Source organism: Wolbachia endosymbiont (group B) of Apotomis betuletana, from assembly GCF_947250475.1.
Taxonomy (GTDB): Bacteria; Pseudomonadota; Alphaproteobacteria; order Rickettsiales; family Anaplasmataceae; genus Wolbachia.
In genome coordinates this window covers 1,263,613-1,278,242 of sequence record NZ_OX366320.1, presented here as the reverse complement: position 1 = coordinate 1,278,242, position 14,630 = coordinate 1,263,613, and the positions used below count along the sequence as shown (strand labels likewise).

Annotated in this window: 14 protein-coding genes and 1 pseudogene; 11 read left to right on the top strand and 4 right to left on the bottom strand. The window is 32.7% G+C overall.

Going from position 1 to position 14,630, the window contains the following annotated elements; genetic code table 11:
* Positions 1-15 precede the first annotated feature (15 nt).
* Positions 16-1,221, bottom strand: a complete 1,206-nt coding sequence (gene ispD / locus OOK82_RS05935) for a 2-C-methyl-D-erythritol 4-phosphate cytidylyltransferase (RefSeq protein WP_264704570.1) — start codon at positions 1,219-1,221, stop codon at positions 16-18.
* Positions 1,222-1,323: 102 nt separating this feature from the next.
* Here ispD and OOK82_RS05930 point away from each other — a divergent pair, with 102 nt between their 5' ends.
* The 9 genes from OOK82_RS05930 to OOK82_RS05890 all read left to right on the top strand — a co-directional run bounded on the left by OOK82_RS05930 (position 1,324) and on the right by OOK82_RS05890 (position 10,148).
* Positions 1,324-2,211 (top strand): alpha/beta hydrolase family protein, encoded by an 888-nt coding sequence (locus OOK82_RS05930; RefSeq protein WP_236607922.1) that lies wholly within the window; start codon positions 1,324-1,326, stop codon positions 2,209-2,211.
* Positions 2,212-2,260: 49 nt separating this feature from the next.
* On the top strand, positions 2,261-3,334 hold the full coding sequence (locus OOK82_RS05925) for an AI-2E family transporter (protein ID WP_319803561.1): 1,074 nt from the start codon (positions 2,261-2,263) through the stop codon (positions 3,332-3,334).
* Positions 3,335-4,015: 681 nt separating this feature from the next.
* Positions 4,016-5,563 carry a group II intron reverse transcriptase/maturase gene (ltrA, locus tag OOK82_RS05920; protein ID WP_264330863.1) on the top strand — a complete coding sequence of 516 codons (1,548 nt, stop codon included), beginning with the start codon at positions 4,016-4,018 and terminating at the stop codon, positions 5,561-5,563.
* Positions 5,560-5,721 (top strand): hypothetical protein, encoded by a 162-nt coding sequence (locus tag OOK82_RS05915; RefSeq protein ID WP_012481963.1) that lies wholly within the window; start codon positions 5,560-5,562, stop codon positions 5,719-5,721. The genes ltrA and OOK82_RS05915 overlap by 4 nt, the downstream gene beginning before the upstream one ends.
* Positions 5,722-5,739: 18 nt before the next feature.
* Complete coding sequence (locus OOK82_RS05910; RefSeq protein WP_064085999.1) at positions 5,740-6,375, top strand: DnaA ATPase domain-containing protein; 636 nt, start codon at positions 5,740-5,742, stop codon at positions 6,373-6,375.
* 370 nt (positions 6,376-6,745) lie between these two features.
* Complete coding sequence (locus tag OOK82_RS05905; protein WP_010404031.1) at positions 6,746-7,732, top strand: site-specific tyrosine recombinase; 987 nt, start codon at positions 6,746-6,748, stop codon at positions 7,730-7,732.
* A 56-nt stretch (positions 7,733-7,788) separates the two neighbouring features.
* Positions 7,789-8,514 carry a lysophospholipid acyltransferase family protein gene (locus OOK82_RS05900; RefSeq protein ID WP_029237643.1) on the top strand — a complete coding sequence of 242 codons (726 nt, stop codon included), beginning with the start codon at positions 7,789-7,791 and terminating at the stop codon, positions 8,512-8,514.
* A 43-nt stretch (positions 8,515-8,557) separates the two neighbouring features.
* Positions 8,558-8,827 carry a 30S ribosomal protein S20 gene (gene rpsT, locus OOK82_RS05895; RefSeq protein WP_007302369.1) on the top strand — a complete coding sequence of 90 codons (270 nt, stop codon included), beginning with the start codon at positions 8,558-8,560 and terminating at the stop codon, positions 8,825-8,827.
* Positions 8,828-8,906: 79 nt separating this feature from the next.
* On the top strand, positions 8,907-10,148 hold the full coding sequence (locus OOK82_RS05890) for a citrate synthase (RefSeq protein WP_264686756.1): 1,242 nt from the start codon (positions 8,907-8,909) through the stop codon (positions 10,146-10,148).
* Between the two features lie 44 nt (positions 10,149-10,192).
* Here OOK82_RS05890 and OOK82_RS05885 read toward each other — a convergent pair whose 3' ends face one another.
* Both OOK82_RS05885 and OOK82_RS07775 read right to left on the bottom strand, forming a co-directional pair.
* The gene (locus OOK82_RS05885; protein ID WP_264704568.1) at positions 10,193-11,425 is read right to left on the bottom strand and encodes a hypothetical protein; all 1,233 of its coding nucleotides are present in this window, start codon (positions 11,423-11,425) and stop codon (positions 10,193-10,195) included.
* A gap of 147 nt (positions 11,426-11,572) precedes the next feature.
* Positions 11,573-12,474: pseudogene (locus OOK82_RS07775) on the bottom strand (IS5 family transposase).
* 311 nt (positions 12,475-12,785) lie between these two features.
* Between OOK82_RS07775 and OOK82_RS05870 the strand changes: the two are divergent.
* Positions 12,786-13,439, top strand: a complete 654-nt coding sequence (locus OOK82_RS05870) for a glutathione S-transferase family protein (RefSeq protein WP_010403901.1) — start codon at positions 12,786-12,788, stop codon at positions 13,437-13,439.
* Here the strand turns inward: OOK82_RS05870 and OOK82_RS05865 are convergent.
* Positions 13,411-14,088, bottom strand: coding sequence for an O-methyltransferase (locus tag OOK82_RS05865; protein ID WP_264686759.1), 678 nt, complete (start codon positions 14,086-14,088; stop codon positions 13,411-13,413). The two genes, OOK82_RS05870 and OOK82_RS05865, sit on opposite strands and share 29 nt — an antisense overlap.
* A gap of 251 nt (positions 14,089-14,339) precedes the next feature.
* On the opposite strand from OOK82_RS05865, the gene OOK82_RS05860 reads away from it, so the two are divergent.
* Complete coding sequence (locus tag OOK82_RS05860) at positions 14,340-14,618, top strand: DUF2671 domain-containing protein (protein WP_010403908.1); 279 nt, start codon at positions 14,340-14,342, stop codon at positions 14,616-14,618.
* The last annotated feature ends 12 nt before the right edge of the window (positions 14,619-14,630 follow it).

Below are 14,630 nucleotides of genomic sequence, written 5' to 3'. Positions count from 1 at the left end.
ATTTCGTTTCTACCTTCAATAAAAATTTGCACGCAATAGCACAGAAGCATACGTTGCTATTCCCTCATTTCTTCCAATAGAACCTAATTTTTCCGCTGTGGTTGCTTTGATATTTACGAATTCACCATTAATTTCTAATATTTTTGATATGAATTCCTTCATTCCTGCTTTGTAAGGCGATATTTTAGGCTCTTCACAAACTATAGTAATATCTAAATTAGACACGCTATATCCTTTTTCCTGTGCTTTTTTAGCAGCAAAGTCAAGAAAATGAGATGAATTGCAATCCTTCCATTTAGAGGAATTAGGAGGAAAATGTTCTCCTATATCGCCACATCCTAGTGCTCCGAGTATTGCATCAACGATTGCATGTATTGCAACATCACCATCGGAATGTGCCTCTATTGCCATATTATGCTCAATTTCCACACCGCAAATTTTTATAAAGCTCTTAGCATCATTTTGAATTTTAACAAATTTATGTATATCATAACCGGTTCCGACACGGAATTTTGGCTCTCCAAAGAGAAGTTTTGCCATATTGATATCCTCTTTTGTAGTTAACTTAAAATTCTTTTTCTCACCTTCAATAATCGCAACATGTTTTTTATGCTCCACCATTAGTGATGAATCATCAGTAAATTCTTTGACTGACTGATGGCACGATAATAATTCTCTGAAATTAAAAATTTGAGGGGTTTGTATGGCTCTAAGTTTTTCTCTTGAAATCGTAGATTCAACGAAATTATTACTCACCAACGATATAGTATCCTCGACTTCTATTGCTGGAACTACTCCTGTATATTGACCATTAATCATAGATTCAATCAAGTTATTTATTAGAATATTTGATACAAAAGGCCTACAAGCATCATGTATAATAACAAAATCTGGATTGATCTTTTGCAAACTCTCCAGTCCAAGTTTAACTGAACTCTGCCTGCTTTTTTCTCCACATACTGGACTCAGCAATTTAGTATCTATAGTTGATGACGTAACTTCTTTATAGAAATCTTTTTGATTTTCATTTACTACCACTCTTATGTAACTTATGTACTGATTAGCTAAGAATTTTCTAATTGTGTGAAATAAAACAGACTTACCTGCCAGTTTTATATACTGTTTAGGGATTTTGGCATTGCATCTACTGCCTACTCCTGCTGCAACTATTAATGCTGCTATCTTGTATTCCTCAAGTCTGTTAGTGTACATGCTTATCATTTTCGTTGTTAATACAAGTTATCTAGCATTTTAAAAAAGTTTGATCCAATTCTCAAAAAAGAATATTCTTTTACTAGGTGTAATATATGTTAGAGGGAAATAATGCACGTTGCTAAGTATAATAAAGAAAATGAGATACATCTTATATTTTTTCATGGAATAGGTGATAATTATAAAAATGCGTCCAGGTATATACAAGATAGATCTACATATCTCCATAGGTCTAATTTCTACACTCATGCACATAAATACCCAATTGCATTTCAAAACTATATAACTTACGCAATAGCTAGTTTCTTATTTTTAGGAATATCCATATTATCACCCGCTCTGATATTATTTACCAACCCAATGACGTCTAGGACAGCGAATTCAGCAATATTAGCAGCTTTGATTTGCACTTTTTTGTCTATATCAATACTCATGATTCCATTTATAAATAAGAATAAAAGCTTATCTCAGTCTTCGATAAAAAAAATCAATGAATTAATGGACAAGGGTGTAAAACCTGAAAACATCATACTTTTCGGCCATTCCTTTGGAGGAGCAGTTGCATCAGAAGTATTAAAATATTTTACAGACAAAAATATTAAACTTGGAGGCGTTATTTTTACTAGCACTTTCAGCTCTTTTCATAATGCAATAAAGCATTTTCCAATTCCTCAAGCAAAAATTTTAAGTGTACTGCCCTCATGCTTATTGAAAAAGATGCTTAAGGTCCTAAATTTAGATTTTGATATAGTAAGCAATATACAAAAGCTACAAAATGATAATATACCAATAGTAGTCATTAATCATGAAAGAGACACCTTAATACCATATCCTGTACAATTGGCAAAGGCAGTAGATGATCTATTGTTAAATAGAAATTCGATTAAGATCGTTAATCTGAGAGGCTTTACAGATAACCCGCATAACGGAGTTTTATCTAGTTGGCAATTGAGTGAAAATTTGGCTGATCTCATGCCTAATAAAATAATGAATAGATAGTACTTACAAAAAACTGTATATTTTTCGGTAAATTAACTATTCTAAACACATGCAAAAACGTCATATAACTATTTGTTGTGTACTGCTTTTCATAATAGGGGCATTATTTTTGATGCGTCCTATGATTGTTCCGTGTCTAATATCTGTTTTTGTTGCACATCTATTTAACCCGCTAGTAACCAAGTTTGAAAAATATAGAATACCACGTTCATGTTCTGTAGTTTTTATAATACTTACCTTATTGATAGCTTTTATATTAGTTATCACATTTGTTTTACCTATTATATATTTTCAAATTACTTTAATATTAAATTTCTTAGTGAATAAGATACCTTCATTAAAGCTTAAAGTGATTCCTTCTGTGCTAGAATTTCTTAATATAAAAACTGAAGATAGTTTATTTGATCACTTGTCTAAAAATCTAGTAGAAAATTACAGTGATTATATATCTTATTTTATAAATGCTCTTAGCATGGGCAGTAATCTTATAATTCAAGTGCTAAATTCAAGCTTTAATTTGATTTACATGGTATCATTAATAGCTATTACGCTTGTGGTATTTTTTTATGTATTACGTGATTGGCCTGCAATTGTAGAAAAGGCTAATAAACTAATTCCCATTCTTTACAGAGAAAAAGCTGCAGGTTATTTTTCCAAAGTAGATTTCATTATATCTAATTACCTAAAGGGACAGTTAAACGTATGTATAGTCATGATGATCTTTTACTCCGTGGGCCTTAGCATAATTGGGCTGAAGCATTCTGTAGCTATTGGAATTTTATCAGGAACATTAACATTTATACCCTATATAGGGCCATTATTATACACTATTATCGGATTTTTGAGCGCCATTACTCAATTTAGTGGATGGTTTGAAAGTACTGCTGTCTTGCTATTATTTAGTGTTGGTCAATTAATAGACTCAAGCATATTAGTGCCTTTATTAATAGGAAAAAAAGTTCATATACATCCAACTATCATTATTTTAGGAGTTGTCATATGCACCTCATATTTTGGGTTTATAGGTATATTATTTTTTATTCCAATAATAGGAATGTTCAGTGTATTAGTAGAATATGCAATCAATAAATATTTTGAAAGTGAGCTTTATAAAAATGGCTAATTAGTTCACGATAAAAAGAAAAAGGACCTCTGATACATTTGAGAGATGGTGCGACCTGAAAGTCTTCGGTCATATTGTTTAAAAGGAGAGGAATTCATTCAGAAAGAAACTGAAAGGATTCTAAAACTTATTAAACCAGATGTTTTGCCGTCTGAGTCTACGCATCAGTGCGAATCGGGCAACCGGTTGGTGCCAAGCGATGCGGACAATGAACCTCCTCTTGAAAAAGAAGATGCTCAATCGTGAGAGGGGCATAAACTGCAAGCATCATGTGGTTGGAGGGCTAGGCTAGTGGTATGGTGAACGTAAGTGAAGCTTTATAAGTACCGATACGATGAAAGAGCTAAAGATGCTGATAAGCTCTGACCAAAAGGTAATGTGGATAAGTTACATTTTTCATTTCTAGATGTACGCAAATAATAACTCCACCGGTATAGAGAAGCCACCTAACCCACTATTGTATGACTGGAGAAACAGGGTAAGCCTGTATTTTCGCCTACATGGCAAGCAAACCGCAAGGAATGCTGATGGAAGTGCAGGTAAAGGAGAATGGAGAAAGCGAATGCCATTTTGTAACGAAATGGATAGAATTTGTAACATTAATTCGCGTGAAAACGAGCAGACTTCCGTTTGGTCCCTCGTGACAAGAAACTTTGTTAACCACTTAAGGGAGGAAAGCAGATGATTACAAGTAAACCTGTAAGTGCATCTACCAAAAGCTTTGAAGCATGGAAGCAGTTGCCATGGAAGAAATGCCAGAAAGTTATTGTGAGGCTACAAAGACGTATTGTTAAGGCTGTCCAAGAAGGAAGATGGGGTAAGGTAAAAACTTTACAACATCTTCTCACACGCTCTTTTAGCGGAAAAGCTTTGGCTGTTAAGAGAGTAACTGAAAACCAAGGAAAAAACACAGCGGGTGTAGATCGTCAACTATGGTCAACTTGCAATGCTAAATTTCAAGGAATAAAGCAGTTAAAGCAAAGAGGATATAAACCTTCTCCGCTAAAACGGATTTATATCAGTAAATCTAATGGCAAAAGAAGACCTCTTGGAATACCAACGATAAAAGATAGAGCCATGCAAGCATTATATCTGTTTGCTCTGGAACCGATAGCTGAAACGATCAGTGATCGTCACTCCTATGGCTTTAGACCTAAAAGATCCTGTGCAGATGCTACAGTAGCTTGTCATTTGTTACTGGCAAGTCGTAATCAACTACAATGGATACTTGAAGGTGATATCAAAGGATGCTTTGACAACATTAATCATGAATGGCTTATGAAGCATATTCCTATGGAGAAAAAAATTCTGCATAGTTGGTTAAAAGCTGGCTTCCTAGAATCAAAAACTCTGTATCCCACAACTGCAGGTACCCCGCAAGGTGGTATAATTTCTCCAATACTAGCCAATTTAGCCTTAAACGGACTTGAAAAGTTATTGGAAAGTCGATTTGGTAAACTCGGCAGTAGAAAAAGAAACAAAATCAGAAGTGGAGTGAATGTAATCAGATACGCAGACGACTTTATTATTTCAGGTTTCACACATGAAGTACTGGAAAAGGAAGTTAAGCCTTTAGTATCATCTTTTCTTCATGAGCGAGGTTTAATTCTGTCAGAAGAGAAGACAAAGATTACATCTATCACAACAGGGTTTGACTTTCTTGGTTGTAATGTACGTAGATATAATAAGAAGTTAATTATTAAACCTTCGAAAGAAAGTATTAAAAGACTTCTGAATAAAGCACGTACATTGATAAAAGCAAATATAGCGAACACTCAGGCTATAGTAATTAAGTCACTCAACTCTCTACTGAGAGGATGGGGAAATTACTATCACCATGTGTGTGCTAAAAAAGCGTTTAGAAAGATCGACAATGAAATTTGGCATAGTTTATGGAAATGGGCAAAGAAAAGACATCCTCGTAAAGGATTACGTTGGATAAAGAATCGTTACTTCAAAGTAATGGGTCAACGCCAATGGGTTTTTGCTGCACCCCTATGCAAGAACAAACCAAAAGAGATACGGTATTTAAGACTGCTTAAGCTGATTGATATACCTATCAGACGACATGTTAAAATCAGAGCGGATGCAAATCCCCTTGACTTAAAATGGAAAAAGTATTTTGATGAGAGAGTGAAACGAACAAGAATGTTAGCAAGCTCTTTCTCAAGAGAAGGTTCTCTACTGTTGGTGTCACCATTAAGAATGATGTTTCCTGAGGAATCATGAAGGACAAGCCGGTTCTAGAAAAGAAGAACTTAGATAAGGGGCTCAAGCGTAGTGTTGGGAAACCTGCATGCTGCGTTTCTAAGGGAGGGGGTAGTAGTAATACTGCTTCCTTACCTGACCAAGTAAATTTTTATGCAAAAATTATTATCAAAAAGTAGTAATGTAAGAGGCTTTACGTGCAACTAAATTTATTTAGCAATAATCAAGTTGATTATTGCTGGCAAAACTATATCACCTTAGACGAAAATAAGCACGTATATAACTCAATAGTTAACGATTTATCTTGGAAATGCCTGATTCTTTTTGGACCTAACAGCTCTGGAAAAACTCACCTTGCTCATATTTGGCAATCAATAAACAATGCAATTTTTATCAATGTGAATAATTTTGTAAGCGAAATGAGGTATAGCGATGCGTTTATTTTAGAGGATGTACAAAACATTAAAGATGAGGAAATGTTGTTACATTGTTATAATTATATGAAAGAAAATGATAAGAGACTGCTAATCACTTCTTCAATTTCACCAAAAAAGCTTAACTTCAAACTAAGAGATTTAAGCTCCCGAATATTGTCAACTACCAGCGTAAAAATTTTGCCTGCAAGCGAGGAATTATTAAGAATTATGCTAATAAAACGATTTTCAGATAAACAGTTAAAAATTGATTTAAAAGTGATTAATTATATTCTAGCAAGAATAGAACGTTCTTTCCACAGCATTAATAAAATTATAGAAAAAATAGATAGTGAATCCATAGGATCAAATGTAACCATTCCTTTTATTAACACTTTATTAAAAAAAAGTCCCAAGTGATTCCTTCTGCTCAAGACATTTGTTATATATATTAAAGATTTATTAATACCCATACAATAATGAAGTTGAAATCACTATCTCTTTATGTTAAAATTATAATAAATGCTATGATGTAATAAGCATAAACAGACATAGCTAAGGGATATTTTATATGATAGTAAAACTTACTTTACAGGATGTTTTTTATAGATTTGATGTTATAATTGAAATATGGTAAAAATAAGATCAAATTTAAAAAAAAGGTTAAAACAAAGGTTTGTAGTACTTACTTTATTGATAAATGTTTTATTTATCTCATATTTTCTTATAAAAAATACAAAAAATACTTTTAATCAAATTATAGTCAAAGAAATAAATATAGGAGCTGATAATGAAAAATAAACAACCACAAAATAAAAAAGAGGATCTTTACATAACGTATTACATAGATACTTTGGTTTCCGAAAAATCCTCTACACAAAATACTTTGGAAAGTTATCGTTCAGATTTACACCAACTTGAAAAATTTTTATTAGAAGGAGGCACTACCTTAGTTGGTGCAAGTAAAGCTAATATTAAAGATTATGTAAACTTTTTACGTACACAAAAGAAATATAAAACTAGCTCTATATCAAGAAAAATATCTGCTATCAAAAATTTCTATAAGTGCCTATTTAATGATGGAATAATAGATTTTAATCCAGCACCGGCTAATGATAATGAATTAAGAAATCCAAAGGTTTCCCGTCCTTTGCCTAAGTATTTAAGTGTTCAAGAAATATTTTTGCTCATGGAAACAGTAAAAAAATCAGCAAGCGGATCGAATAAAGAGATAAGCAGTAAAAGGCTATGTGCAATTTTAGATATTCTTTACTCTTCCGGGATGCGTGTTTCTGAACTAATCAATATGAAGTTATGTGAAGTATCACATTTAGTAAACAGTAATGGTAAGGAAGGCTACATAATAATAAAGGGAAAAAGTGGCAGAGAAAGGCAAATCTTTTTTAATCAACAAGCATTGCAAAGCCTTAAAGATTATTTATCAATTCGTGACAATCTGCTCCCTAACAACAAAAAATCTGATTGGCTATTCCCAGGTGATAAACCTAATAAACCAATTACAAGGCAAAGAGTTGGTCAATTAATAAAGGAATTAGCAAGAAAGTGCGATATTGATGAAAATAAAATCTCTCCACATGTGATTAGGCATTCTCTTGCTACCCATCTACTGAATAGCGGAGCAAATATTGTGCTGATACAAAAAATTCTTGGCCATACTAATCTTTCTACAACACAAATATATACTCATATTGCTAACGAAAAGTTAAAGGACAAATTAGCTGATTCTCATCCTATTACTCAGATGATCAATAATTAAACTTATTGCTTTTAGTTTTGTAGTAAAGTTAAATTCAAATAAGTTTACGTGTGTTTGTGATTGCAAGTTTATTATTTAATTTACTCCTTATATTATGGGAAGTATTCTATACTTTAATTACTCTCCCTGTAATTTTCTTTCCTGAGTGTGTAATAACCATTTTCCTTGTTTGCTCGGTGAGAGTTGTATTATTCATGTTGCGTTTATTATGTGGCATTAAATATGAAGTGAGGGGAATGGAAAACATTCCTAAGCAACCTTTTATAATTGCATCTAAACACCAATCTCCATTTGAAACATTTATTTTTATACTACTTTTTAGAAAAGCAGTTTTTATTTTAAAACGTGAATTGAAATGGATTCCATTCATTGGTTTGCATCTCATGGCATTAAAAATGATTTTTATTAACCGCTCAGATGGTATTAGTTCTGTGCGTCATATCATGAAATTAGCAAAAGTGTGTATAAAAGAAAATAGAGGCATAATAATATTTCCTGAAGGTACAAGAACAACTATAAACCAAAATATAAAATATCAATCGGGTATTGCTGCTTTATATAGCGTATTATCTGTTCCTGTGTTACCGATTGCTTTAAACACTGGTTTGTTTTGGCCAAAAAGCATACTTTCTCTGAGAAAGAATCCCGGAAAGGCGGTAATAGAAATATTACCTCCCATATATCCTGGGTTAAACAAAAATGAATTCTTGCAAAGTTTAGAAAAAATCATTGAAGAAAGAAGTAGTAGATTAATTGCAGAAAAAACTGATATTGCAAATTAACAAAAAAACTTTATAATTAAAAGAAAAGTACAGGTATTAATATATGGCAAATCATAAGAGTGCTAAAAAAATGATGAAGGTAATAGCAAAGCGTACTTTAGTAAATAAGATGCGAAAAAGCAAAACTCGTACTGCTATTAGAAGATTAGTTGATATAATCAAGTCTGGTGATAAAGAGAATGTTGTCTTGGCATTTCGGAATGCTGAATCCAATTTACATAAATGTGTAAATAAAGGTGTCATTCATAGGAATACCGCTGCGCGTAAAATAAGTCGCTTAAATGCAAAAGTAAAAGCATTGATGACCGCTTAATACGGTTAATGTAAAGTTAGCTGTATTAATATATACTCTTCAGTTTGTATATTCTGTATAAAATTAAGTAGCTTAAGTGATGGATAAAAAAGCATTATTGGAACTAAGTAATGGGTCAAAAATTGATCTACCCGTATTAAATGGAACAGTAGGTCCTGGCGTGTTAAATATCAAGGATTTATATAAGAAGACAGGATTATTCACTTACGATCCAGGGTTTGTTTCTACAGCTTCATGCTCTTCTACAATTACATTCATTGATGGAGATGAAGGAGTTCTTAAATATAGGGGACATAATATAGCTGATTTGGCAGAGAATAATAATTTTACTGCTGTGATTTATTTATTGCTCTATGGTGAATTACCCAGTTCAGAGCAACACAAAAAATTTCTTCTCAAAATACAAGAATCATCCAAAGTATCAGAGCAAGTTACAAATGTAATCAAAGCATTTCCAAAAACTGCTCACCCTATGTCGATTTTAGTTGCATGTTTTGCAAATTTGTCAGCGTCTTACCATGAAATGCATGGCAACAATGTCAATGGTGAAGATTTAGATTTTGGAATTTCTGCAATAGCAAAAGTTCCTGCAATTGTTGCAATGATTTATAGACATATCAACAATCAGGAATTCATAAATGCTAATAATAAATTAAGTTATAGTGAGAATTTCTTAAATATGATATTTGGCAGTGCTGTTAATAATACCCTTTTTGTAAAAGCTCTGGATAAAATATTTACTCTTCATGCTGATCATGAACAGAATGCTTCTACAGCAGCTGTCAGATTGGTAGGGTCAGCTGGTTCTAATCTATTTGCAAGCCTGTCTGCAGGAGTTGCTACACTTTGGGGTCCAGCACACGGTGGAGCTAATGAGGCAGTTATAAATATGCTAAAAGAGATAGAGCAAAGTGGAGATGTAGATAGATTCATTGAGAAAGCTAAAGATGATAAAGATCCATTTAAGCTAATGGGATTTGGACATCGTGTTTATAAAAACTATGATCCGCGCGCGCTTATATTAAAGGATGCTTGTCATGAGATTTTAAGCAAACTAGAGCAAAACAATAAATTACTTAAAATTGCAAAAAAACTTGAAGAAATAGCTTTAAAGGATGAGTATTTCATTACACGTAAGTTGTATCCAAATGTTGATTTTTACTCAGGTATAATAATGAATGCTATCGGTATCCCTTCAAGTATGTTTACACCCATTTTTGCACTTGCAAGAACCACTGGTTGGGTTGCCCAGTGGTATGAAATGGTAAACGATAAAGAAACCAAGATTTGTAGGCCAAGGCAGCTATACCTTGGCAAATAAACTTTCATTCACAATTCGTCCTCAAATAGTCTAATTTTCTTTAGCTATAAAATACAGCAAATTGATTTTTTACTAGTTGATGTCTGCTTTTTTGCAGAACATTGGTCAGGCTGTGATATAGAAGGTTGGTTAAATGTTGTTTTGGGCTTATTAAAAGAAGATCGTGCTGAAGAAGGGCCAAAGCCACTATCTTTAGCCGAAGCATCATCCCCACCTTTACCTTCACCATAGTAGTCGGGCCTAAGGAATTTGCTTGAGTTTTTAGCATGTGATTTACCTATAACTGAATTCTTAGGTGAATCACCAAAACCACTATCTGCACTTGTATCTGCACTTGGTCCATCCGTCCCTACTTTTTCTTCAGAAGGGGCAAGAGTTTGTGGTTTCATAGCTGGCACACGCGCAGGATCAATGGACAGTTTATAATCCTCATTGATTACAGAGCTCTCTATGATCTTATCCATCACGCAGTAAGCAATGTCTCGGTTAAAAAAGTCTATTGCATATATTCGTCCGTCACCATATGTTGGCAGACCTCTTTCTGCAATATCATCTTTTACATCACGCAATACTTTTGTACCACCGAACACCTTATTATTAATATGATCAACTTCTTTTTCATTTAAAAACTCTATGTAATTATCATAATCAATAACAGGAGCCAAAATTGAATACTCATCTTCACTTTCTTTATGGGAAGTATGCCACATAGAATCAATTGGTAGGTGCGGTAGTGCCTTACAAATTAAATCAACAATTGCGAACTTCAGAGTTTTATTCATTTCATCCTCGGTATTTGGATTATCATCCTCGGTATTTGGAGTATCAAAACAACGGCATGTCAGAGATACTATATGCTTTACTATGTCTTTAACAAGCTTAGGATTATCAAAAATGCTTTTCTTTAGATATACATAATTTCCTTTCTCTTCTAAAAAATCCTTAGTTTTTTTAGGACCATTTTCATAACCTGTTATCCTCGATGAGAGCAAATCTACAAAAGAACGTTGCAAATTTCTATCAACACACTCCGCACCATATAGATAAGATCCCTTATCAAAGACTTCATCAATTATATTATAATCTACATACTTTTCTATCTCCTTCTCTATATCATTTGGTAGCTCCTCAAAACCTAGTTCCGATTTTTTGTCTTCTTTTTTTTGCTCTTTAATAAGATCTGTTGCAAATCGCGCGATTTCATTGGCTAGTAAAAACTTTAGATTAGAAACCACCTCTTTCCTCATTGGCACCAAAAATTTATTACCTTCAGGCAATTTCTTTTGGTAAGAGTTAAAAGGAAAAAACTCTGTATAAAAACAATCATCACTAATAGTGTCATCAGAATGCCTTTTTTTCCTGTCATCCCAGTCTGGGATGGCTTTGTTGCATCACACTTTATGAGATGGTGATTTATGGTAAATTCATGTGACTATCTCAAATTTAGCCATACCAATATCAGTGAATTTATTAAGCAAATAGCATTTAGTTCTTTTTCTCGATTTATCTCAGATTTATTCCTAAAACTAAATCCGAATATTTGCTTTAATCTTGAGAAAAACCCTTCAATATAAGATCTTTTCCCATAATTTACTTCTTTTTCCATTCTTTCATGCCATCTTCACCGTATAATTTTATTAACCTAATAGCAGCATTCCTGTCAGACATATAATCTATTTTTGAATGTTCTGCTGCATCCTTTTTTGGTAGAACTTTTGTTTTTATATCGTATTTCTTACACAATTTATAAAGTTTTTGCCTATCGTATGCCCTATCTGCATATAGTGCTTTTATGGCATGCTGAAAATCAACTTCTTTTAGCAAATCACAAGTGATCAGAGTAGACACCGTTACTGTATTTTACAGCTATGGCTTTTTTGTTGTTTATATTTAACATTCCGTGCAATTTTCTCGTTTGCTCATAGCCACTCTGTCAGTGCTATTTTCCTTGCTGTGTGTCGTTGTATATACTAATTCCTGTACTGTCTATAACAATTTCGATATCTTCTATATTATTTTCTGCAATCATTTATCTTAATATTAAGTTTTTTTTGATGCTTGTGAATAGCTGCAAATCTCTTCCTATTTGTTGCAAATACCCTTTTATAAACCCGACTGTTTGTCTTAAACCAATTCTAAAGAAACTGACGATTATATGCACTAAAATCACAACTTTATCACTATAAATATAGTTGCCGCCCTGCATTTTTGGACAATTCTCGTACCAATTTTCTATGGCGTCATTGATATAACAAAAAATGCTTCCTCTTTCTTGGAGAAATTTGTTATATTCATGGCAGTTACTGACTCTCATTTTTTGTGGCATATTTTTTCTTCAACAGTTAAATGGCTATTTATAATGAATTTTGTCAGTAACTGCCAGTTCTTTTCACTTGAGCGATGCAACAAAGCCATCCCAGTGTCAATCACTGAAATGACACCCTTCCGGTGGGGATTGCTCTCAGACTACAATGTTCGTACAGTTGTACTGGGATTCAAGTATAAAAATATTTGGAAATTATACAATGGACAATGGATTCTAGGAGTATATGTTAAACATAATGAAATAAGCTGGATTCCAATGTCACGTACTGGAATGACAACATATAGGTATTGGAATAACAAAAGAGGAATATTATGATTTTATATCATTTTCCTCTTTGTCCGTTTTCACGAAAAGTTAGAGCTCTTCTCAAGGAAAAAAAGCTGAGTTGTGATTTGGTATATGAAAATCCATGGGAAAAGCGGAATGAATTCATGGAGATCAATCCAATCGGACAAGTACCAGTATTAATAGATAATAACTTTGTAATAGCGGATAGTAATGCCATTTGTGAATATATAGAAGAGACTTACAATAGCGACGTCAAATTACTTGGTTCATCCACTATTATTAAGTCTAAAATACGCGCTTTAATCAATTGGTTCGATAGCAAATTTTACAATGAAGTTACTAAGTATATTATGAATGAAAAAGTAATTACTAACCGCAGCCCTGACTCTAGATTTCTTCATGCAGCTCAGAATAACCTGCCTTGCCATATGGAATACATCGAACACTTAATTAACAAGAACGTTTGGCTTGCAACCGATAAGTTCACTTTAGCCGATATTACTTTAGCATCACATATTTCTATAATAGACTACGTAAATAGTTTCCCATGGGAAAAAAGTAAGATTTTAAAAGAATGGTACTCCATTGTTAAATCAAGGCCTTGTTTTCGCGAAATATTATTAGAGAGAGTTTTTGGCTTAACTCCCCCTAGACATTACGCTGACCTTGATTTTTAACTTGCGTGAGTTTTAAAGCTACAGTCATTCCTTCGTCAGTAGGAATCAATATGGAGAAATATTTTTTTTCATCTGACAATCTATCGTTAAACTCTCTCATAGCACGCCATGACTTTTCTGATACTTCTTTTGGAGGAGATTCTAAAAATACTGTATCAAATAATAGAGTGTTATCTGCAACGATTAGCCCATCTTGTTTAATGTATGACTCTGCCCAATCTAAATACTTAGGATAACTACTTTTGTCAGCATCGATGAATATCATGTCAAATGGTGCCTTTGCTGATAATTCATTAATTTTTTCCAGTGCATCACCTTCTATTAGAGTAATTTTATCACTTAGATTAAAAGCACTAAAATTTTTTTTTGCTATTCTTGAGTGTTGAGGATTATTTTCTATTGTATATATATGACCATCTTTCGGTAAAGCTTTTACCATACAAATTGACGAATAACCATATAACGTGCCAATTTCAACTATGCTTTTAACTTTATGGATTTTGATAAATAAATTTAATAATTTTCCTTCTTCAGGAGTGATTTGAATACGTTGTTTCTTATCAAGAGTACAATGTTCTTCTATTTTTTTATACTCTTTTGCAAATAAGCTTCTTATGTACAACGATTTTCTGCTAAAGTTATGACGCATTAAGTTTTATAATATAAACTAAGGAGGTTTAATCTATATAAGATTTATAAATATAACAATAGAGTTAAGAATAATAAAATTTTTTTATTTTAAGTTGTTATTTTATAAAGTAAAATTTTAAGTGACAAAGATTATTATATATTTTACTATGGTTAATTAGTATAATAACCAATTGTTATACTAGAATTAAGGGATCGTTTATTTACATCTCTCTTAAAATGTAATTTTTATAATCAATTAGAGGGGGTTATATGTCTTATAACATTGCTAACGAAGTTGAAACGTTAAGCAAGAAATCTAATAATAATGAAGGAGTGAAATTACTGCACAATCCAGCTTATCGCGAGAAGTACAAAGAACGCTTTAACGAAGCTCAGAAAAAAGTTATGGATATGGTCCAATTTTATGATGGAACGATAGTATTAATAGAGAATAAAATTGCTATGTATTATTATGCTTGGCACAGTAAAAAAAGAGAGTTTGAGCGTAAAAAGCAACAAACAGTATCAAAAAATACTGATTCAGCATAGGGTTTTTATATG